This is a genomic window from Pseudomonas sp. SC3(2021) (assembly GCF_019856535.1).
Classification (GTDB): domain Bacteria; phylum Pseudomonadota; class Gammaproteobacteria; order Pseudomonadales; family Pseudomonadaceae; genus Aquipseudomonas; species Aquipseudomonas monsensis.
The window spans coordinates 6,093,137-6,113,819 of the sequence record NZ_CP082236.1 but is presented as its reverse complement, the minus strand read 5'-3'; the positions used below and the strand labels follow the sequence as shown (position 1 = coordinate 6,113,819).

Below are 20,683 nucleotides of genomic sequence, written 5' to 3'. Positions count from 1 at the left end.
CATCTTTCACCACAAACCCTGTGGGAGCGGGCTTGCCCGCGATAGCGGTCTGTCAGTTGACTAATAGTTGGCTGACACGACGCCATCGCTGGCAAGCCAGCTCCCACAGTTTTTTATGTGTGCTCAAGAATGGCGATTACGTCATGGCGTTCTACTACTAAGGTCGTCTGTTACCGCGCTCGCAGCCGCATACATTAGCTACGTTCCAACAATAATTTGTGCTGCGAGGATAAAAACAATGAACGACAGCATTTACCTCTCGATTCAAAACAGTCCCCGATTCAAGGAGCTGGTGCGAAAAAGGGAAAAGTTCGCCTGGATACTCTCGGCGATCATGCTCGGGCTTTACTCTGGCTTCATCCTGTTGATCGCTTACGGGCCGCATATTCTGGGCGCGAAACTCAGTCCGGAATCCTCGATTACCTGGGGAATTCCAATCGGTGTCGGACTCATTCTTTCTGCATTCATCCTCACCGCTATCTACGTGCGCCGCGCCAATGGCGAGTTCGACGACCTGAACAATGCGATTCTCAAGGAGGCTCAGCAATGATCCGGCGTCTACTGGCTCTTTTGAGCGTTGCTGCGGTCGCACCGAGTGTCTGGGCGGCTGACGCGTTGACCGGTGAAGTGGCCAAACAGCCACTGAACATTCCTGCGATCCTGATGTTCGTCGCGTTCGTTGGCGCGACCCTGTACATCACCTACTGGGCCTCGAAGAAAAACAACTCGGCGGCCGACTACTATGCCGCTGGCGGCAAGATCACCGGTTTCCAGAACGGTCTGGCGATTGCCGGTGACTACATGTCGGCGGCATCCTTCCTGGGGATTTCCGCGCTGGTGTTCACCTCCGGCTACGATGGTCTGATCTACTCGATCGGCTTTCTGGTGGGCTGGCCGATCATTCTGTTCCTGATCGCCGAGCGCCTGCGTAACCTGGGCAAATACACCTTTGCCGACGTAGCGTCCTACCGCCTCGGGCAAACCCAGATCCGCACGCTGTCCGCTTGCGGTTCGCTGGTGGTGGTGGCGTTCTACCTGATCGCGCAAATGGTCGGTGCCGGCAAGTTGATCCAGCTGTTGTTCGGTCTGGACTACCACGTTGCGGTGATTCTGGTCGGTGTGCTGATGTGCATGTACGTGCTGTTCGGCGGCATGCTGGCGACCACTTGGGTGCAGATCATCAAGGCTGTGCTGTTGCTGTCCGGTGCCTCGTTCATGGCGCTGATGGTAATGAAGCACGTAGGCTTCGACTTCAACACGCTGTTCTCCGAAGCGATCAAGGTTCACGCCAAAGGCGAAGCGATCATGAGCCCGGGCGGTCTGGTCAAGGATCCGATTTCGGCCTTCTCGCTGGGTCTGGCGCTGATGTTCGGTACGGCTGGCCTGCCACACATTCTGATGCGCTTCTTCACCGTGAGTGATGCAAAAGAAGCCCGCAAGAGCGTGCTCTACGCAACTGGTTTCATTGGCTACTTCTACATCCTGACTTTCATCATCGGCTTCGGCGCGATCCTGCTGGTCAGCACTAACCCGGCCTTCAAAGATGCTGCTGGCGCGCTGTTGGGCGGCAACAACATGGCGGCGGTGCACCTGGCCAACGCGGTCGGCGGCAGTATCTTCCTCGGCTTTATCTCGGCGGTGGCGTTCGCGACCATTCTGGCGGTTGTGGCGGGTCTGACTCTGGCCGGTGCTTCGGCTGTGTCTCACGACCTGTATGCCAGTGTGATCAAAAAGGGCAAGGCGAACGAGAAGGACGAGATTCGTGTCTCGAAGATCACCACCATTGCCTTGGCGTTGCTGGCGATTGGCTTGGGCATCCTGTTCGAAAGCCAGAACATTGCGTTCATGGTTGGCCTGGCGTTCTCCATCGCGGCGAGCTGCAACTTCCCGGTGCTGCTGCTTTCGATGTACTGGAAGAAGCTGACCACCCGCGGTGCGATGATTGGCGGCTGGCTGGGTCTGGTGAGTGCGGTTGGCTTGATGATCCTTGGCCCGACCATCTGGGTGCAGATTCTGCATCACGAGAAGGCGATTTTCCCTTACGAGTATCCGGCGCTGTTTTCGATGATCATTGCTTTCATCGGGATCTGGTTCTTCTCGATTACTGACAAGTCGGCGGCTGCTGATAACGAGCGGGCGCTGTTCTTCCCGCAGTTTGTGCGTTCGCAGACTGGGTTGGGGGCGAGTGGGGCGGTTTCGCATTGATGGTTTGATGGTTTTGTAATGTTGTGCTGAATGCCCCGGTTGAGAGATCGGGGCATTTTTTGTGGGCGGTTATCGGCTTGAGCTGTGTACATATCCGTTGCTGCGGTAACGGCGGTTTAGGGTTTCGCCCTTACGGCGACTCACTTTTTTTCAAGCGCCAAAAAAAGTAAGCAAAAAACGCTTGCTCCTACGTACGGCCCGCTCGCTGGGGCTCGGGGTTCCTTCCGACGTCGCCTTACAGATCAAGAGCTGCAGCCGAGCTAACGCTCATCCTGTTGAGTGGTGAGGAGCGCAGCGTGCTCGGCTTTGGATTTGTGTTGGAACTGCCCCTCACCCCAGCCCTCTCCCGGAGGGAGAGGGAGCCGATTTTTGGGCTTGTCAAAATCTGAGTTCGACTCGGTATTTCACATCGAAGTAGCTCTCCCAAACACCTCGGTCAGTCTCCTTTTCCTCATGGGAGGGGGCTGATTTGTTTGCTTTTTAGAACCTGAGTTCAACGCGGTATTGCACGTCGGCGCAGCTCCCCCAAACACCACGGTCAGTCCCCTCTCCCTCCGGGAGAGGGCTAGGGTGAGGGGCTCTTGATCCGGCTTTGGCTTTTGATTTTTTGCCCCATCGGCAGGCCGAGCGAAGGTGTCCTCAGCGAGGTGCCGTACGCCGGGGCAAAGCCTTTTGGGTTACTTTTTCGCTGGGCCGGCATTCCGGCGTTTGGAAAAAGTGACTCGCTGTAAGAGCGAAACCGCCAGCGGCAACACCCGCAGAAACGGATATGCCCCCTAACCACAGTCACAGTCGGCCCGCAGGCCGCTGAGACCAAATAAACAAAAACGGCCCCTATATAAATAGAGGCCGTTCCCGGTACAACTTCAAGACGTTATCGCAAGACAAGCCTTATTTGCGGTCTTCCAGCTTGGTAATGTCACGCGACTCGTAGCCGGTGTACAACTGGCGCGGACGGCCAATCTTGTACGGGCTGGAGAGCATTTCTTTCCAGTGGGAGATCCAGCCGACAGTACGTGCCAGTGCAAAAATCACGGTGAACATGCTGGTCGGAATGCCGATCGCCTTGAGGATGATCCCCGAGTAGAAGTCGACGTTCGGATACAGCGAGCGCTCGATGAAGTACGGGTCGGTCAGCGCGATCTCTTCCAGGCGCATGGCCAGTTCGAGTTGCGGATCGTTGTTGATGCCCAGCTCCTTCAGTACTTCGTCGCAGGTCTGCTTCATTACAGTCGCGCGAGGGTCGCGGTTCTTGTAAACGCGGTGACCGAAGCCCATCAGCTTGAACGGATCGTTCTTGTCCTTGGCCTTGGCGATGAACTTGTCGATGTTGGACACATCACCAATTTCGTCGAGCATGGTCAATACGGCTTCGTTCGCACCACCGTGGGCAGGGCCCCACAGTGCGGCGATACCGGCGGCGATACAGGCGAACGGGTTGGCACCCGAGGAGCCGGCCAGACGCACGGTGGAAGTCGACGCGTTCTGCTCGTGGTCGGCGTGGAGGATGAAGATCCGGTCCATGGCCTTGGCGAGCACCGGGCTGATTGGTTTGATCTCGCACGGGGTGTTGAACATCATGTGCAGGAAGTTTTCCGCGTACGTCAGGTCGTTGCGCGGGTACATCATGGGTTGCCCCATGGAGTACTTGTAAACCATCGCTGCCAGGGTCGGCATCTTGGCAACCAGACGGATCGCGGAGATTTCACGATGCTGCGGGTTATTGATGTCCAGGGAGTCGTGGTAGAAGGCCGAGAGGGCGCCGACTACACCGCACATGACGGCCATCGGGTGGGCGTCGCGACGGAAACCGTTGAAGAAGGTTTTCAACTGCTCGTGAACCATGGTGTGGTTTTTCACGGTGCTGACGAACTGGGCCTTCTGTTCTGCGGTTGGCAGTTCGCCATTGAGCAGCAGGTAGCAGGTTTCCAGGTAGTCCGACTTTTCAGCCAGTTGTTCGATCGGGTAGCCGCGGTGCAACAGAATGCCGTTGTCGCCGTCGATATAGGTGATCTTCGACTCGCACGAGGCGGTCGACATGAAGCCTGGGTCGAAAGTGAAGCGGCCCGTGGCCGTCAGGCCCCGAACATCAATTACATCGGGACCAACGGTGCCGGTTAAAATGGGCAGCTCGACGGGGGCTGCGCCCTCGATGATCAACTGCGCTTTTTTGTCAGCCATGTGGCCTCCTATTTATGCTTGAACCATCAGACAGACCCCCCACGCAGGGCCCGCACCACTATAGTGAGATAAATTCGAATGTCAATTTGCCTAAAGTCTTGCTCCAGAAGGCTTTAAGCGTACTTTTTCCTCGAAATTGACTGCCATTTACGCCTTTTATACGACTTGTGCAATCAGCTATTTGGGGTAGGTGATTGCGTTGTCATTAGTAGCCTAACTGTCTATACTCGGCCACCGACCGCCAAGGGCTTTTGGGCCTGCTTTATTGGGGGTCGCATCCCTGGGTGGTGGTTACCTGACCAGTGCACTCCCCAACAACTTTGCCCTGATTGTTAGGGGCTCTTCAGTGTGAAAAAAAAGCCGTGAAAAGCCAACGACCTGTAAACCTAGACCTAAGGACCATCAAACTCCCCATCACCGGCGTTACGTCGTTTCTTCACCGTGTTTCCGGCATCATCCTCTTCCTGGGCCTCGGCTTCATGCTTTATGCATTGGGCAAATCCCTGGGTTCCGAGGAAGGTTTTGCCGAAGTGAAGGCATGCTTGACCAGCCCGCTGGCCAAGTTCGTAGCATGGGGCCTCCTGTCCGCTCTGCTGTATCACCTGGTAGCCGGTGTGCGCCACTTGATCATGGATATGGGCATCGGTGAGACGCTGGAAGGCGGCCGCCTGGGCTCGAAAATCATCATCGCCATTTCCGTGGTGCTGATCGTTCTGGCAGGAGTTTGGATATGGTAACCAGCGTTACGAACCTTTCGCGTTCGGGCCTCTATGACTGGATGGCGCAACGTGTGTCTGCGGTTGTTCTCGCGGCTTATTTCATTTTCCTGATCGGATACCTTGCAGCGAATCCGGGCATTGGCTACGACCAGTGGCACGGCCTGTTCGCTCACAACGGGATGCGTATCTTCAGTCTGCTGGCCCTCGTTGCCCTGGGCGCTCACGCCTGGGTCGGCATGTGGACCATCGCGACCGACTACCTGACGCCAATGGCGCTGGGCAAGTCCGCGACCGCAGTACGTTTCCTTTTCCAGGCAGTTTGCGGCATCGCGATGTTCGCTTACTTCGTCTGGGGTGTGCAGATTCTCTGGGGTATCTGATTCATGGCTAACATTCCAACGATTTCTTTCGACGCCATCATTATTGGTGGTGGCGGTGCCGGCATGCGCGCTGCGCTGCAACTGGCACAGGGTGGTCACAAGACTGCCGTGATCACCAAGGTTTTCCCGACCCGTTCGCACACTGTGTCCGCCCAAGGCGGCATCACCTGCGCCATCGCGTCGGCTGACCCGAACGATGACTGGCGCTGGCACATGTACGATACCGTCAAGGGATCCGACTACATCGGTGACCAGGACGCTATCGAATACATGTGTCAGGAAGGCCCGGCCGCGGTTTTCGAGCTGGACCACATGGGTCTGCCGTTCTCGCGTACCGAGCAAGGCCGTATCTACCAGCGTCCGTTCGGTGGTCAGTCCAAGGACTACGGTAAAGGTGGCCAGGCTGCCCGTACTTGCGCAGCCTCCGACCGTACCGGTCACGCGCTGCTGCACACCCTTTATCAGGGCAACCTGAAAGCCGGTACCACGTTCCTGAACGAGTACTACGCTGTCGACCTGGTGAAAAACCAGGAAGGCGAATTCGTCGGTGTGATCGCGATCTGCATCGAAACCGGCGAAACCACCTACATCCGCGCCAAGGCCACCGTACTGGCTACCGGCGGTGCAGGTCGTATCTACGCTTCCACCACCAACGCCCTGATCAACACCGGTGACGGCGTCGGCATGGCACTGCGTGCTGGCGTGCCGGTACAAGACATCGAAATGTGGCAGTTCCACCCGACCGGCATCGCCGGCGCCGGTGTACTGGTGACCGAAGGTTGCCGTGGTGAAGGTGGTTACCTGATCAACAAGCACGGCGAGCGTTTCATGGAGCGTTATGCTCCGAACGCGAAAGACCTTGCTGGTCGTGACGTGGTTGCTCGTTCGATGGTTAAAGAAATCATCGCCGGCAACGGTTGCGGTCCGAATGGCGACCACGTAATGCTCAAGCTCGACCACCTGGGCGAGGAAGTGCTGCACAGCCGTCTGCCAGGCATCTGCGAATTGTCGAAGACGTTTGCACACGTTGACCCGGTGGTTGCGCCGGTTCCGGTTGTTCCGACTTGCCACTATATGATGGGCGGCGTTGCCACCAACATTCACGGCCAGGCGATCACCCAGGACGCTGAAGGCGTGGACCAGATCATTCCTGGTCTGTTCGCGGTAGGTGAAGTGGCTTGCGTATCGGTTCACGGTGCCAACCGTCTGGGCGGCAACTCGCTGCTCGACCTGGTGGTATTCGGCCGCGCTGCCGGCCTGCACCTGGAAAAGGCGCTGACCGACGGCATCGAATACGACGACGCTACCGAAGCCGATATCGAAGCAGCCCTGTCGCGTCTGAACGCGCTGAACAGCCGTACCGATGGCGAAGACGTCGCCACCCTGCGTCGCGAGCTGCAAAGCTGCATGCAGAACTACTTCGGTGTATTCCGTACCGGCGAATACATGCAGAAGGGTATCGCTCAGCTGGCCGATCTGCGCAAGCGTATCGCCAACGTGAAGATCAACGATAAGTCGCAGGCGTTCAACACTGCACGTATCGAAGCGCTGGAACTGCAAAACCTGCTGGAAGTGGCTGAAGCTACCGCCATCGCGGCCGAAGTACGTAAAGAGTCCCGCGGCGCTCACGCCCGTGAAGACTTTGAAGACCGTGACGACGAAAACTGGCTGTGCCACACCCTGTACTTCCCGGGTGACAAGCGCGTCACCAAGCGTGCCGTTAACTTCTCGCCGAAGACTGTTCCGACTTTCGAACCTAAAGTCCGGACTTATTAAGGGTGACCGCCATGTTGCAAGTCAGTGTTTATCGTTACAACCCTGATCAGGACGCTGCGCCGTTCATGCAGGAATTCCAGGTCGATACCGGTGGTAAAGACCTGATGGTGCTGGACGTGCTGGCCCTGATCAAAGAGCAGGACGAGGGTTTTTCCTATCGTCGCTCTTGCCGTGAAGGTGTCTGCGGCTCCGACGGCATGAACATCAACGGCAAAAACGGTCTGGCGTGCATCACGCCGCTGTCCGCTGTCGTAAAAGGCAACAAGCTGATCGTTCGTCCGCTGCCAGGTTTGCCGGTTATTCGTGACCTGGTCGTCGATATGAGCATCTTCTACAAGCAATACGAGAAGGTGAAGCCTTACCTGCAGAACGACACGCCGGCTCCGGCCATCGAGCGTCTGCAGTCCCCTGAAGAGCGTGAAAAGCTCGACGGTCTGTACGAGTGCATCCTGTGCGCTTGCTGCTCGACCTCGTGCCCGTCCTTCTGGTGGAACCCGGACAAGTTCCTGGGTCCAGCTGCGCTGCTGCAAGCCTACCGCTTCCTGGCAGACAGCCGTGACACCAAGACCAACGAGCGTCTGGCTTCGCTCGATGACCCGTTCAGCGTTTTCCGCTGCCGGGGCATCATGAACTGCGTCAACGTATGTCCGAAAGGCCTGAACCCGACTAAGGCCATCGGTCACATCCGTAACATGTTGCTCTCGAGCGGCGTGTGATTCAGCTGCTGTAACCGTAGAACCGCTGTACCGAAGAGGCTGTGGCGCGGGCTTCAACCCGCGTCATGGCTATAACCAGAGCCGTAGTCACAAGCTGCAGCTCTTATTTTGAAGAAATGAGACAAGCAGGGGCATCCGGGCTGGTACCCGGACTATCAGCGTGATCCTAAGTGGCTTGTTTTGGTCGCTGCATTCGGACTTCTGCAAGTTTGCTCGGTGTCGACGCCGATGGTGTTCCCCTAACCGAGGGTGACCAAGCATGCAAGAAAGCGTGATGCAGCGCATGTGGAACAGCGCCTACCTTTCAGGTGGAAACGCTGCCTATGTGGAAGAGCTTTATGAGCTCTACCTGCACGACCCTAACGCTGTGCCAGAAGAGTGGCGCACCTACTTTCAGAAGTTGCCTGCCGACGGCAACTCTGCCACTGATGTTTCGCACTCCACAATTCGCGATCATTTCGTGCTGCTGGCAAAGAACCAGCGCCGCGCCCAACCGGTTTCCGCCGGCAGCGTGAGCAGTGAGCACGAGAAGAAGCAAGTTGAAGTGCTGCGATTGATCCAGGCCTACCGTATGCGTGGCCACCAGGCAGCCCAGCTTGACCCGCTGGGACTGTGGCAGCGTCCTGCACCTGCAGACCTGTCGATCAATCATTACGGCTTGACCAATGCCGATCTTGATACGACCTTCCGTGCCGGCGACCTGTTCATCGGCAAAGAGGAAGCGAGCCTACGCGAAATTCACGAAGCGTTGCAGCAGACATATTGCCGCACCATCGGCGCTGAATTTACGCATATCACCGATTCCGAGCAGCGCCAGTGGTTCCAGCAGCGTCTGGAAAGCATGCGTGGTCGTCCGACGTACTCCGCCGACATCAAGAGCCACCTGCTTGAGCGCGTGACCGCCGGTGAAGGTCTGGAGAAATACCTGGGTACCAAATACCCGGGCACCAAGCGTTTTGGTCTGGAAGGCGGCGAAAGCCTGATTCCGATGCTCGACGAACTGATCCAGCGTTCCGGTTCCTACGGCACCAAGGAAGTCGTCATCGGCATGGCTCACCGTGGCCGTCTGAACGTCCTGGTCAACACCTTCGGCAAGAACCCGCGCGAGCTGTTCGACGAGTTCGAAGGCAAGAAGAAGGTCGAGCTGGGTTCCGGTGACGTTAAATACCACCAGGGCTTCTCGTCCAACGTGATGACTGCCGGCGGTGAAGTTCACCTGGCCATGGCGTTCAACCCGTCCCACCTGGAAATCGTTTCTCCGGTGGTTGAAGGTTCGGTTCGTGCCCGTCAGGATCGTCGTAACGACGCTACCGGTGAGAAGGTGCTGCCGATCTCCATCCACGGCGACGCTGCGTTCGCAGGTCAGGGCGTGGTCATGGAAACCTTCCAGATGTCGCAGACCCGCGGTTTCAAGACCGGCGGTACCGTGCACATCGTGATCAACAACCAGGTCGGTTTCACCATCAGCAACCCGCTGGACTCGCGTTCCACCGAGTACGCCACCGACGTTGCGAAGATGATCCAGGCGCCGATTCTCCATGTGAATGGCGATGATCCGGAAGCCGTGTTGTTCGTGACCCAGCTGGCCATCGACTACCGCATGCAGTTCAAGCGTGACGTGGTGATCGACCTGGTCTGCTACCGTCGTCGCGGCCACAACGAGGCCGACGAGCCAAGCGGCACCCAGCCGCTGATGTACCAGCAGATCACCAAGCAGCGCACCACCCGTGAGCTGTACGCTGATCGCCTGACCCAGGCCGGTGTGCTGGACGCTGATCGCGTTCAGGCCAAGGTCGACGAGTACCGCAACGCGCTGGACAACGGTCTGCACGTGGTGAAGTCGCTGGTCAAAGAGCCGAACAAAGAGCTGTTCGTGGACTGGCGTCCGTATCTGGGCCATGCCTGGACTGCGCGTCACGACACGCGCTTCGATCTGAAGACCCTGCAAGAACTGTCCGCCAAGCTGCTGGAGATTCCGGAAGGCTTCGTGGTTCAGCGTCAGGTCGCGAAGATCTACGAAGACCGTCAGAAGATGCAAGCCGGCGGCCTGCCGATCAACTGGGGTTACGCCGAAACCATGGCGTACGCGACCCTGGCGTTCGAAGGTCACCCGATTCGCATGACCGGTCAGGACATCGGCCGCGGTACGTTCTCGCACCGTCACGCTGTGTTGCACAACCAGAAAGACGCGGGCACCTACATTCCGCTGCAGAACCTGTACGACGGTCAGCCACGTTTTGACCTGTACGACTCGTTCCTGTCGGAAGAAGCGGTACTGGCATTCGAATACGGTTACTCGACCACCACGCCGAACGCGCTGGTGATCTGGGAAGCCCAGTTCGGCGACTTCGCCAACGGTGCACAGGTTGTCATCGACCAGTTCATCACCAGCGGCGAGCACAAGTGGGGCCGTCTCTGCGGTCTGACCATGCTGTTGCCACACGGTTACGAAGGTCAGGGTCCTGAGCACAGCTCGGCACGTCTTGAGCGTTACCTGCAGTTGTGCGCCGAGCACAACATTCAGGTGTGCATGCCGACTACCCCGGCGCAGATCTACCACTTGCTGCGTCGTCAGGTGATTCGCCCGCTGCGCAAACCATTGGTTGTTCTGACACCTAAGTCGCTGCTGCGCCACAAACTGGCCATCTCGACCCTGGAAGATCTGGCTGAAGGTTCGTTCCAGACCGTTATCCCGGAAATCGATGCCCTGGATCCGAAAAAGGTCGAGCGCGTTGTTCTGTGTAGCGGCAAGGTCTACTACGACCTGCTGGAAAAACGCCGTGCCGAAGGCCGTGAAGATATCGCCATCGTGCGTATCGAGCAGCTGTATCCATTCCCTGAGGACGACTTGAAAGAAGTCCTGGCGCCTTACACCAACGTCAAACATGCCGTTTGGTGTCAGGAAGAGCCGATGAACCAGGGTGCCTGGTACTGCAGCCAGCATCACTTGCGCCGTAGCATCAGCAACCTCGACAAGTCTCTCGTACTTGAGTACGCGGGCCGTGAGGCTTCTGCTGCCCCAGCCTGTGGTTACGCTTCGATGCACGCCGAGCAGCAGGAAAAACTGCTGCAAGACGCGTTTACCGTTTAACGCCTTCGCGCACCTGAAACCGAATTTAAGGAACTACAGATAATGGCTATCGAGATCAAAGCCCCCACTTTCCCGGAATCGGTTGCCGATGGCACCGTTGCCACCTGGCACAAGCAACCGGGCGACGCCGTCAAGCGCGACGAACTGATCGTCGACATCGAAACTGACAAAGTCGTACTGGAAGTTCTGGCTACTGCTGATGGCGTGCTGGGCGCAATCGTCAAGGGCGAGGGCGAAACCGTCCTGTCCGACGAAGTACTGGGCTCCATCGTTGAAGGCGGCGCTGCTGCCGCTGCTCCAGCTGCTCCAGCTGCTGCTCCGGCCGCCGCTGCCCCGGCCGCTGCTGAAGGCGAAGACGATCCTGTTGCTGCTCCTGCCGCGCGCAAGCTGGCTGAAGAAAACGGCATCAACATCGCTTCCGTTGCCGGCACCGGCAAAGGCGGGCGTGTGACCAAGGAAGACGTGGTGGCTGCTGTTGCCGCCAAGAAAGCCGCTCCGGCTGCCGCGCCTGCCAAGGCTGCTGCTCCAGCTGCCGCCGCTCCTGTGTTCGCCGCTGGCGACCGCATCGAGAAGCGCGTGCCGATGACCCGCGTGCGTGCCACCGTGGCCAAGCGTCTGGTTGAAGCTCAGTCGAACATGGCGATGCTGACCACCTTCAACGAAGTTGACATGACCGAAGTCATGGCTCTGCGTTCGAAGTACAAGGATCTGTTCGAGAAGTCCCACAACGGCGTACGCCTGGGCTTCATGTCGTTCTTCGTCAAGGCCGCCACCGAAGCGCTGAAGCGCTTCCCGGCTGTCAACGCGTCGATCGACGGCGGCGACATCGTTTACCACGGCTACGCCGACATCGGTGTTGCTGTTTCCAGCGACCGTGGTCTGGTGGTACCGGTTCTGCGTAACGCCGAGCTGATGAGCCTGGCTGAAATCGAAGGCGGCATCGCAACATTCGGCAAAAAAGCCCGCGACGGCAAACTGTCGATGGACGAGATGACCGGTGGTACCTTCACCATCACCAACGGTGGTACCTTCGGTTCGATGATGTCGACCCCGATCGTCAACCCGCCGCAGGCAGCGATTCTGGGCATGCACAACATCATCCAGCGTCCGATGGCCATCAACGGTCAGGTCGTGATCCGTCCGATGATGTACCTGGCACTGTCCTACGATCACCGTCTGATCGATGGCAAAGAAGCTGTGACCTTCCTGGTGACCATCAAGAACCTGCTGGAAGATCCGGCTCGTCTGTTGCTGGATATCTAAAAAGCAGCTGCAAGCGTCAAGCTACAAGCCTCAAGCTCAATACGAGCGGATTGGCTTGTAGCTTTTGGCTTGCGGCTTGTAGCTTTATTGCTAAAGAGGATTTTTTGAATGTCGCAGAAATTTGACGTAGTAGTGATCGGTGCCGGCCCTGGCGGTTACGTAGCTGCCATCAAGGCCGCGCAGCTGGGTCTGACCACTGCCTGCATCGAGAAGTACACCGACGCCGAAGGCAAGCAAGCCCTGGGCGGTACCTGCCTGAACGTGGGCTGCATTCCTTCCAAGGCGCTGCTGGACAGCTCCTGGAAATACAAGGAAGCAAAAGAAAGCTTCAACGTTCACGGTATCTCGACTGGCGAAGTCAAAATGGACGTCGCTGCGATGGTTGGCCGCAAGGCTGGCATCGTCAAGAACCTGACCGGCGGCGTTGCCACCCTGTTCAAGGCCAACGGCGTTACTTCGATTCAGGGCCACGGCAAACTGCTGGCCGGCAAGAAAGTCGAAGTCACCAAGCCAGACGGTTCGGTTGAAGTCATCGAAGCTGAAAACGTCATCCTGGCACCAGGCTCGCGTCCGATCGACATTCCACCGGCTCCGGTCGACCAGAAAGTCATCGTTGATTCGACTGGTGCTCTGGAATTCCAATCCGTACCGAAGCGTCTGGGCGTGATCGGCGCTGGCGTGATCGGTCTGGAACTGGGTTCGGTCTGGTCGCGTCTGGGTGCAGAAGTGACTGTCCTGGAAGCCCTGGACACCTTCCTGATGGCAGCGGACACCGCTGTTTCCAAGGAAGCGCTGAAAACCCTGACCAAACAGGGTCTGGACATCAAGCTGGGCGCTCGCGTAACCGGTTCCAAAGTGAACGGCGACGAAGTCGTGGTGAACTACACCGATGCCAACGGCGAACAGACCATCACCTTTGACAAGCTGATCGTAGCCGTTGGTCGCCGTCCGGTGACCACTGATCTGCTGGCAGCCGACAGCGGTGTGACCCTGGACGAGCGCGGTTTCGTGCACGTTGACGATCACTGCGCTACCACCGTACCGGGCGTTTTCGCCATCGGTGACGTGGTTCGCGGCATGATGCTGGCGCACAAGGCATCCGAAGAAGGCATCATGGTTGTCGAGCGCATCAAGGGCCACAAAGCCCAGATGAACTATGACCTGATCCCTTCGGTTATTTATACTCACCCGGAAATCGCGTGGGTTGGCAAAACCGAGCAGGCCTTGAAAGCTGAAGGCGTTGAAGTTAACGTCGGCACCTTCCCGTTCGCCGCTTCCGGCCGTGCCATGGCCGCCAACGATACCGGTGGTTTCGTCAAGGTCATCGCTGATGCCAAGACTGACCGCGTATTGGGCGTGCACGTGATTGGTCCGAGCGCTGCAGAACTGGTTCAGCAGGGCGCGATCGGTATGGAATTCGGCACCAGCGCTGAAGACCTGGGCATGATGGTTTTCTCCCATCCGACCCTGTCTGAAGCCTTGCACGAAGCTGCTCTGGCTGTGAATGGCGGCGCCATCCACATTGCCAACCGCAAGAAGCGTTAAGACACACAATAAGAAACCACGGCGGTAACGGCCCGTCGTGAGCCTTGCGAGCAAGTCTCACCGCGGAATGTCCGCTGGACGCAGTCTTGCGTAGCTGCACCGGGTACCCGGAAAGGCTACGCAAGCAGCAGTCACAGGTGGCGCGGCACTCATCAAGAGCGCAGCGCCGAATGCGCAGTACCTAACGAAGACGGTAAAAAGCATGAATCTTCACGAGTATCAGGGTAAGCAGCTGTTCGCTGAATACGGCCTGCCAGTATCCACTGGTTACGCAGTAGACACCCCGGAAGCAGCAGCAGAAGCTTGCGACAAAATCGGCGGCAACGAGTGGGTTGTCAAAGCCCAGGTTCACGCCGGTGGTCGCGGTAAAGCGGGCGGCGTCAAGCTGGTTCGCAGCAAAGAAGACGCCAAAGCCTTCGCACAGCAGTGGCTGGGCAAGCGTCTGGTGACTTACCAGACTGACGCCAATGGTCAGCCTGTCACCAAGATCCTGGTTGAATCGTGCACTGATATCGCTAAAGAGCTGTACCTGGGCGCTGTCGTTGACCGTTCGAGCCGTCGCATCGTGTTCATGGCTTCCACCGAAGGTGGCGTGGACATCGAGAAAATCGCTCACGACACTCCAGAAAAAATTCTGAAAGCCACTATCGATCCACTGGTTGGCGCTCAGCCATTCCAGGGTCGCGAGCTGGCATTCCAGCTGGGTCTGGAAGGCAAGCAGGTTGCTCAGTTCGCCAAGATCTTCGTAGGTCTGGCCAAGCTGTTCAAGGATCACGACCTGGCTCTGCTGGAAGTGAACCCGCTGGTGATCAAGGCTGACGGCGATCTGCACTGCCTGGACGCCAAGATCAACATCGACGCCAACGCCATGTACCGTCAGCCTAAGCTGAAGACTTTCCACGATCCGTCGCAAGACGATCCGCGCGAAGCGCACGCTGCCAAGTTCGAACTGAACTACGTAGCCCTGGAAGGCAACATCGGCTGCATGGTCAACGGTGCCGGTCTGGCCATGGGTACCATGGACATCGTCAACCTGCACGGCGGCAAGCCAGCCAACTTCCTCGACGTAGGTGGTGGTGCTACCAAGGAACGCGTTACTGAAGCGTTCAAGATCATTCTGTCCGACACCAACGTCGCTGCAGTACTGGTCAACATCTTCGGCGGCATCGTTCGCTGCGACATGATTGCCGAAGGCATCATCGGCGCCGTGAAAGAAGTCGGCGTGAAAATCCCGGTTGTTGTTCGCCTTGAAGGCAACAACGCTGAGCTGGGCGCTAAAGTACTGGCAGAAAGCGGTTTGAACATCATCGCTGCTACCAGCCTGACCGACGCTGCTCAACAAGTTGTCAAAGCTGCGGAGGGCAAATAATGAGCGTCCTGATCAATAAAGACACCAAAGTTATCTGCCAGGGTATTACCGGTTCGCAAGGTAGTTTCCACACCCAGCAAGCCATCGAATACGGCACCAAGATGGTTGGCGGCGTAACTCCGGGCAAAGGCGGCACCGAGCACCTGGGTCTGCCAGTGTTCAACACCGTTAAAGACGCAGTCGCGGCCACTGGCGCTACCGCCAGCGTGATCTACGTTCCGGCTCCTTTCTGCAAGGACTCGATCCTGGAAGCGGCATTCGGCGGCATCAAGCTGATCGTCTGCATCACCGAAGGCATTCCTACCCTGGACATGCTGGACGCTAAAGTTAAGTGCGACGAGCTGGGCGTAGTCCTGATCGGCCCTAACTGCCCAGGCGTGATCACCCCAGGCGAATGCAAGATCGGCATCATGCCAGGTCACATTCACTTGCCAGGCAAGGTCGGTATCGTTTCGCGTTCCGGCACCCTGACCTACGAAGCTGTTAAGCAAACTACTGACGCCGGTTTCGGTCAGTCGACTTGCGTCGGCATCGGTGGTGACCCGATCCCGGGTTCGAACTTCATCGACATCCTGAAGCTGTTCCAGGAAGACCCGAAGACCGAAGCGATCGTGATGATCGGTGAGATCGGCGGTTCGGCTGAAGAAGAAGCGGCTGCCTACATCAAGGCACACGTGACCAAGCCGGTTGTTTCCTACATCGCTGGTGTGACTGCTCCTCCGGGCAAGCGCATGGGCCATGCTGGCGCAATCATCTCTGGCGGCAAAGGCACTGCAGACGAGAAGTTCGCTGCACTGCAAGACGCCGGTGTAAAAACCGTGCGTTCGCTGGCAGACATCGGCAAGGCCCTGGCCGAGCTGACCGGTTGGGCTGTCAAGTAAGCCTCGCGCTTAGCTGACGCTTCACCAGGCAAAGGCCACCTTCGGGTGGCCTTTGTCGTTTCTGGCACCTGCGTCATCAGTGATATCGCCTCCGCGAGCAAGCTCGCTCCCACATTTGTACGCATTCCCAAGTGGGAGCGAGCTTGCTCGCGAAGGCGATTTATAGACATCTACCCAATTACATGCAAAAACGCGACACGGAAACGTCGCGTATCGGATAGTTCGCCCTCAAACAGTGCGTTTGTCAGACAAATTCGTTAGGCTAGCAGCCATTTTTGCGTCTGCCGCCCACAAGGCATGCAACGCGCTAAACGGGTCAGTCTTATACGGACTGACAGCATTTCCCTAACCCCACAGGGAAATCCCCCTCTAAATTCCGATTCAGTAGTGTGGTATTTCCTTAATGAAAGTTTTGAAAGGTCAGGACATCCTGGCACTTGGTTTTATGACATTTGCCCTGTTCGTCGGGGCCGGCAACATCATCTTCCCGCCTATCGTCGGTTTGCAGGCCGGGCCTCATGTCTGGATGGCGGCGCTGGGCTTTCTGGTCACTGCAGTCGGTCTGCCGGTCATCACCGTCGTTGCGCTGGCGAAGGTCGGCGGGGCGATGGACGCACTGAGCAGCCCGATCGGCAAGGTCGCTGGCGGCATCCTCGCGGCGGCGTGCTACCTGGCAGTTGGCCCGTTGTTCGCCACGCCGCGTACCGCGACCGTGTCCTTCGAAGTCGGCCTGGCGCCGCTGACCGGCGAGAGCCCGCTGGCGCTGTTCCTTTACAGCTCGGTGTACTTCCTGCTGGTGTTCTTCATATCGTTGTATCCGGGCCGTTTGCTCGACACTGTCGGCCGTTTCCTCGCGCCGTTGAAGATCATTGCACTGGCCGTTCTCGGCATCGCTGCCTTCGCCTTGCCGGCCGGTGATATCGGTCAAGGCACGCCAGAGTACGTCGCCGCGCCGTTCTCCCAGGGCTTCATCAATGGTTACCTGACCATGGATACCCTGGGTGCGCTGGTATTCGGCATCGTCATCGTGAATGCCATCCGCTCTCGCGGCGTTGAATCGCCAGCGTTGATCACCCGTTACGCGATCATCGCCGGGCTGATTGCCGGCGTGGGTCTGGCGCTGGTGTATGTCAGCCTGTTCCGTCTCGGTTCCGGCAGCCACGAAGTGGCTGTTGGCGCCACCAACGGCGCCGCGGTCTTGCACGCTTATGTGCAACACACTTTCGGTTCGCTGGGCAGCGGTTTCCTCGCCGTACTGATTTCGCTGGCGTGTCTGGTCACGGCGGTCGGTCTGACCTGCGCCTGTGCCGAATACTTCAGCCGTGTGCTGCCACTGTCCTACAAGACCCTGGTGATCATTCTGGCGGCGTTCTCGCTGTTGGTGTCCAACCTGGGCCTGACCAAGCTGATCGCCTTCTCGATCCCGGTCCTGACCGCGATCTACCCGCCGTGCATCGTGCTGGTGGCGCTGAGCTTCTGCAAAGACTTCTGGCATGAGCATGGCCGCATCATCGGTCCGGTGATGCTGGTGTCGTTCGTGTTCGGCATGATCGACGCGCTGAAAGGTGCCGGCCTGGCCGACTGGATGCCGTCGCAACTGTCCCACCTGCCGCTGAGCGAGCAGGGCCTGGCGTGGCTGGTGCCGTGCGTGATGACCCTGGTGGTCGCGGTGGTTTGCGATCGCCTGCTGGGCAAGCGCAGCGAAGCCGTTGCCTGACGTTCCCTGACCCGCCACAAGCGGGGCTTGAACGCTTGAACAGAAATGCCTCGTATCAAACGATACGGGGCATTTTTTATGTGCGTGAGGCAGTGTCTTTTTCCCTGAGCTAACGTCGAAGCACTGCACAGAATTAACGTAGGAGTGAGCCTGCTTGCGATCACGCTGTGTCAGTCACCATTGAAGTTGGCTGACAAACCGTTATCGCCAGCAGGCTCACTGCTACAGGTACCGTGTTCACACTCCACAGGGAATTGCATGTCGTTCATCCAAGCCAACCTGATCCACCTGCTCGCCGCGCTCTGGTTTGTCACCTGCTGGGGCGGTTACACCCGCTATGCCAGCTGGAAGGCCCGCGACACCGCGTGCCTGGCCAGCGTACTGCACCTGTACCGCGAAGACTGGATGCGCCGCATGTTGCTACGTGACAACCGCATTGCCGATGCCAGCGTGATCGGCAATCTGGAGCGAAACGCCTCGTTCTTCGCCTCCAGCACCCTGATCATCCTGGCTGGCATTCTGACCGTGCTGGGCGCGTCGGAGCGGGCGGTGTCCTTGCTGGCGGATATTCCGATGGTGCAGCAAGCCTCCCAAGGCATGTCGGAGATCAAGTTGTTGTGCCTGGCGCTGGTGTTCGTCTATGCCTTCTTTACGTTCAGCTGGTGCATGCGCCAATACAACTTTGCCGCTGTACTGGTGGGTTCGGCACCGATGATCGGCGAGCGTCAGGTGTCCGAGCAGGAGCGCAAGGCGTTCGCATTACGGGCGGCGCGAGTTATTTCGATGGCGGCCAACCAGTTCAACTTCGGCCTGCGTTCTTACTACTTCGGCATGAGCATGCTGGCGTGGTTTGTCAGCCCGTGGCTGTTCATGTTGATGAGTGCCGGCGTCGTGCTGGTTTTGTATCGTCGCGAATTTCATTCCGACGTTCTCGACGTGATGGTCTATACCCCTACTGAGGCGCCGTTGCCCGAAGCGACTAAAGAGGCTGCTTGATGAGTATTCCGTTCTGGTGCGTGTTTATCAGTGCCTTGTTGATTTACATCGCCCGCATGCCGGTCGGCAAAGCCATGAAAGAGCAGGGCGGTTACAACAATCACCTGCCGCGCCAGCAACAGGCGCAACTTACCGGTTACGGTGCGCGGGCACTGGCGGCCCATCAGAACAGCATCGAAGCGTTCATCCTGTTTGCCGTCGGCGTGCTGATGGCGCACACCACGCAAACCCAGGGATGGTTGATTGATGCCCTGGCGATCATCTTTGTCATCGCGCGGATTCTCTACATCTGGTTGTACCTGGCTGATAAACCGTCCCTGCGCAGTCTGACGTGGCTGGTCGGCCTCATTTGCTCTTTGTTACTGATGATTAGTCCGACTTTTAGAACTGTTTTGCTCTAACGCGGATGACCGCTAAATCTCAGGCAAAAGAAAACCCGCACTTGGCGGGTTTTCTTTTTCTGCATCAAGTCGCAATTATTGCTTCTTGGCAGCTTCGTCTTGTGCAGCCTGATTCGATTCAGCCTGAGCTTTGGCAGCTTCGGCGTTTTCTTTTGCTGCGTCGTTCACTTTATCCTGAGCTTTGTTCATGTCTTGCTGAGCTTGTTCAGCATGTTGGTTGGCATCTTGAGCTTTGTCCTCGGATTTTTTATCGCAGGCAGCGAGACCGAGGGAAGCGGTCAACATCAAGGCAATAGCTAAAGTCTTACGCATGGGGTGTTTCTCCTTATGGAAAATAACTACTGGCCTTAAGAACTCGGTCGTGAGGGTTAAGTTCCTCATTTCTTTCAGATATATAAGTTTGTTTTGCAGCGGAACTTTTGCGCTGATTCCTACTACTGGCAAAAGGCTCCAGCGAGGGTAATTATCCAATGGCCGAAAACCCCGTTTTTGAGCGCGCGACACGATTTCTTTCCGCCTTGCGCCACTGTCAGGTCCTAGGCTTGAAGGTGCACAGCGCCTCCAGCGAAGGGCTCACCGTTATCCTGCCGTACAGCCAGCAAATCGTCGGCAATCCACAGACCGGAGTGATTCATGGCGGCGCCATTACCTCGTTGATGGACACGGCTTGTGGCATGTCAACGTTGTGCGTGCTGCCGGAGTTTGAAGTCTGCCCGACCCTCGATCTGCGTATCGACTACATGCACGCCGCTGAACCGCACAAGGATGTCTACGGTTTCGCCCAATGCTATCGGGTGACCACCGATGTGATCTTCGCTCGCGGTTTTGCCTATCAGGACGATCCCGACACACCCATTGCCCACGTGGTCGGCACGTTTATGCGCATGGGCAAGGGCATCAAGGGCGCTCAAGGCTTTGGCGGCAAAATAAAAGGAGAGGGGCAGTGAGTGACGACCTGAAACAACAGTTGCAAGCCGCTCACGCTCAGGGTGATTACGCACCGTTACTGAAGCTGATTCCATATGCCGGCCTGATCGGCATCGAATGCTCGCGGGTCGGCGATGAGCTGCTGTTCAAGCTGCCAGCGAACAAGGACAACATTGGTAACCCTTTACTGCCGGCGATCCACGGCGGGGTGATTGCCGGGTTCATGGAACTGGCCGCCGCCCTGCATCTGTTGATCTTCACCGGCGCACCGGGCGTACCGAAGATTATCGACTTCTCCCTTGATTATCTGCGGGCCGGGCAGTTTCGCGACACCTGGGCCAAGTGTCAGGTCTGCCGCCAGGGGCGACGCGTCGCCAACGTTGCCGTGACCGCCTGGCAAAGTACCGAAAGCGAGCCGATTGCCACCGCCCGCGCGCACTTCAAAATTGATGAGCCCTTGAAATCCTGAACGCTGCCCCCAACTCAGTGAACAACCCGCCGCCGACCATTCGGGTC

18 protein-coding genes are annotated in these 20,683 nt (G+C 57.7%); 16 read left to right on the top strand and 2 right to left on the bottom strand.

What is annotated here, in order from left to right:
• Nucleotides 1-238: 238 nt before the first annotated feature.
• On the top strand, nt 239-550 hold the full coding sequence (locus K5Y35_RS27100) for a DUF485 domain-containing protein (protein ID WP_007919908.1): 312 nt from the start codon (nt 239-241) through the stop codon (nt 548-550).
• Nucleotides 547-2,205: a cation acetate symporter gene (locus tag K5Y35_RS27095; RefSeq protein WP_222833391.1), complete on the top strand. Its 1,659-nt coding sequence runs from the start codon at nt 547-549 to the stop codon at nt 2,203-2,205. Before K5Y35_RS27100 ends, K5Y35_RS27095 begins: the two co-directional genes overlap by 4 nt.
• Before the next feature lie 891 nt (nt 2,206-3,096).
• Here K5Y35_RS27095 and gltA read toward each other — a convergent pair.
• Nucleotides 3,097-4,386, bottom strand: coding sequence for a citrate synthase (gene gltA, locus K5Y35_RS27090; protein ID WP_003222994.1), 1,290 nt, complete (start codon nt 4,384-4,386; stop codon nt 3,097-3,099).
• 362 nt (nt 4,387-4,748) lie between these two features.
• Here gltA and sdhC point away from each other — a divergent pair, with 362 nt between their 5' ends.
• The 12 genes from sdhC to K5Y35_RS27030 all read left to right on the top strand — a co-directional run bounded on the left by sdhC (nt 4,749) and on the right by K5Y35_RS27030 (nt 19,240).
• Nucleotides 4,749-5,123, top strand: a complete 375-nt coding sequence (gene sdhC / locus K5Y35_RS27085; RefSeq protein WP_045122948.1) for a succinate dehydrogenase, cytochrome b556 subunit — start codon at nt 4,749-4,751, stop codon at nt 5,121-5,123.
• Nucleotides 5,117-5,485, top strand: coding sequence for a succinate dehydrogenase, hydrophobic membrane anchor protein (sdhD, locus tag K5Y35_RS27080; protein WP_007919900.1), 369 nt, complete (start codon nt 5,117-5,119; stop codon nt 5,483-5,485). The genes sdhC and sdhD overlap by 7 nt, the downstream gene beginning before the upstream one ends.
• Before the next feature lie 3 nt (nt 5,486-5,488).
• The gene (gene sdhA, locus K5Y35_RS27075; protein WP_123465862.1) at nt 5,489-7,261 is read left to right on the top strand and encodes a succinate dehydrogenase flavoprotein subunit; all 1,773 of its coding nucleotides are present in this window, start codon (nt 5,489-5,491) and stop codon (nt 7,259-7,261) included.
• Nucleotides 7,262-7,272: 11 nt separating this feature from the next.
• Nucleotides 7,273-7,977, top strand: a complete 705-nt coding sequence (locus tag K5Y35_RS27070) for a succinate dehydrogenase iron-sulfur subunit (RefSeq protein ID WP_038364054.1) — start codon at nt 7,273-7,275, stop codon at nt 7,975-7,977.
• A 259-nt stretch (nt 7,978-8,236) separates the two neighbouring features.
• A complete protein-coding gene (locus K5Y35_RS27065) occupies nt 8,237-11,068 on the top strand; it encodes a 2-oxoglutarate dehydrogenase E1 component (RefSeq protein ID WP_222833390.1) in 2,832 nt (943 codons plus the stop codon).
• 42 nt (nt 11,069-11,110) lie between these two features.
• Entirely contained in the window at nt 11,111-12,331 is a 1,221-nt protein-coding gene (odhB, locus tag K5Y35_RS27060) for a 2-oxoglutarate dehydrogenase complex dihydrolipoyllysine-residue succinyltransferase (RefSeq protein WP_186748379.1), read from the top strand.
• A 108-nt stretch (nt 12,332-12,439) separates the two neighbouring features.
• On the top strand, nt 12,440-13,876 hold the full coding sequence (gene lpdA, locus K5Y35_RS27055; RefSeq protein WP_123465866.1) for a dihydrolipoyl dehydrogenase: 1,437 nt from the start codon (nt 12,440-12,442) through the stop codon (nt 13,874-13,876).
• A gap of 202 nt (nt 13,877-14,078) precedes the next feature.
• Nucleotides 14,079-15,245: an ADP-forming succinate--CoA ligase subunit beta gene (sucC, locus tag K5Y35_RS27050; protein ID WP_085732277.1), complete on the top strand. Its 1,167-nt coding sequence runs from the start codon at nt 14,079-14,081 to the stop codon at nt 15,243-15,245.
• A complete protein-coding gene (gene sucD, locus K5Y35_RS27045) occupies nt 15,245-16,126 on the top strand; it encodes a succinate--CoA ligase subunit alpha (RefSeq protein WP_007919877.1) in 882 nt (293 codons plus the stop codon). Before sucC ends, sucD begins: the two co-directional genes overlap by 1 nt.
• Before the next feature lie 403 nt (nt 16,127-16,529).
• Complete coding sequence (gene brnQ / locus K5Y35_RS27040) at nt 16,530-17,843, top strand: branched-chain amino acid transport system II carrier protein (RefSeq protein ID WP_123465867.1); 1,314 nt, start codon at nt 16,530-16,532, stop codon at nt 17,841-17,843.
• 258 nt (nt 17,844-18,101) lie between these two features.
• On the top strand, nt 18,102-18,839 hold the full coding sequence (locus tag K5Y35_RS27035; protein ID WP_123465868.1) for a DUF599 domain-containing protein: 738 nt from the start codon (nt 18,102-18,104) through the stop codon (nt 18,837-18,839).
• Nucleotides 18,839-19,240 (top strand): MAPEG family protein, encoded by a 402-nt coding sequence (locus K5Y35_RS27030; RefSeq protein WP_128614442.1) that lies wholly within the window; start codon nt 18,839-18,841, stop codon nt 19,238-19,240. Before K5Y35_RS27035 ends, K5Y35_RS27030 begins: the two co-directional genes overlap by 1 nt.
• A gap of 75 nt (nt 19,241-19,315) precedes the next feature.
• Here the strand turns inward: K5Y35_RS27030 and K5Y35_RS27025 are convergent, their stop codons facing one another.
• Complete coding sequence (locus K5Y35_RS27025) at nt 19,316-19,552, bottom strand: hypothetical protein (RefSeq protein ID WP_123465870.1); 237 nt, start codon at nt 19,550-19,552, stop codon at nt 19,316-19,318.
• 158 nt (nt 19,553-19,710) lie between these two features.
• Between K5Y35_RS27025 and K5Y35_RS27020 the strand changes: the two genes are divergently transcribed.
• Together K5Y35_RS27020 and K5Y35_RS27015 are read left to right on the top strand one after the other, a co-directional pair.
• Nucleotides 19,711-20,187 carry a PaaI family thioesterase gene (locus K5Y35_RS27020; RefSeq protein ID WP_123465871.1) on the top strand — a complete coding sequence of 159 codons (477 nt, stop codon included), beginning with the start codon at nt 19,711-19,713 and terminating at the stop codon, nt 20,185-20,187.
• Nucleotides 20,184-20,636 carry a PaaI family thioesterase gene (locus tag K5Y35_RS27015; protein ID WP_123465872.1) on the top strand — a complete coding sequence of 151 codons (453 nt, stop codon included), beginning with the start codon at nt 20,184-20,186 and terminating at the stop codon, nt 20,634-20,636. The genes K5Y35_RS27020 and K5Y35_RS27015 overlap by 4 nt, the downstream gene beginning before the upstream one ends.
• Nucleotides 20,637-20,683: the final 47 nt, after the last annotated feature.

Bases quoted from the DNA above. Each gene is read 5' to 3' on its own strand.
- K5Y35_RS27065 (WP_222833390.1), top strand. From the start codon at position 8,237: ATGCAAGAAAGCGTGATGCAGCGCATGTGGAACAGCGCCTACCTTTCA.
- brnQ (WP_123465867.1), top strand. From the start codon at position 16,530: ATGAAAGTTTTGAAAGGTCAGGACATCCTGGCACTTGGTTTTATGACA.
- sdhD (WP_007919900.1), top strand. From the start codon at position 5,117: ATGGTAACCAGCGTTACGAACCTTTCGCGTTCGGGCCTCTATGACTGG.
- K5Y35_RS27025 (WP_123465870.1), bottom strand. From the start codon at position 19,552: ATGCGTAAGACTTTAGCTATTGCCTTGATGTTGACCGCTTCCCTCGGT.
- sucC (WP_085732277.1), top strand. From the start codon at position 14,079: ATGAATCTTCACGAGTATCAGGGTAAGCAGCTGTTCGCTGAATACGGC.
- K5Y35_RS27035 (WP_123465868.1), top strand. From the start codon at position 18,102: ATGTCGTTCATCCAAGCCAACCTGATCCACCTGCTCGCCGCGCTCTGG.
- K5Y35_RS27100 (WP_007919908.1), top strand. From the start codon at position 239: ATGAACGACAGCATTTACCTCTCGATTCAAAACAGTCCCCGATTCAAG.
- K5Y35_RS27030 (WP_128614442.1), top strand. From the start codon at position 18,839: ATGAGTATTCCGTTCTGGTGCGTGTTTATCAGTGCCTTGTTGATTTAC.
- odhB (WP_186748379.1), top strand. From the start codon at position 11,111: ATGGCTATCGAGATCAAAGCCCCCACTTTCCCGGAATCGGTTGCCGAT.
- gltA (WP_003222994.1), bottom strand. From the start codon at position 4,386: ATGGCTGACAAAAAAGCGCAGTTGATCATCGAGGGCGCAGCCCCCGTC.
- K5Y35_RS27020 (WP_123465871.1), top strand. From the start codon at position 19,711: ATGGCCGAAAACCCCGTTTTTGAGCGCGCGACACGATTTCTTTCCGCC.
- sucD (WP_007919877.1), top strand. From the start codon at position 15,245: ATGAGCGTCCTGATCAATAAAGACACCAAAGTTATCTGCCAGGGTATT.
- K5Y35_RS27095 (WP_222833391.1), top strand. From the start codon at position 547: ATGATCCGGCGTCTACTGGCTCTTTTGAGCGTTGCTGCGGTCGCACCG.
- K5Y35_RS27070 (WP_038364054.1), top strand. From the start codon at position 7,273: ATGTTGCAAGTCAGTGTTTATCGTTACAACCCTGATCAGGACGCTGCG.
- sdhA (WP_123465862.1), top strand. From the start codon at position 5,489: ATGGCTAACATTCCAACGATTTCTTTCGACGCCATCATTATTGGTGGT.
- lpdA (WP_123465866.1), top strand. From the start codon at position 12,440: ATGTCGCAGAAATTTGACGTAGTAGTGATCGGTGCCGGCCCTGGCGGT.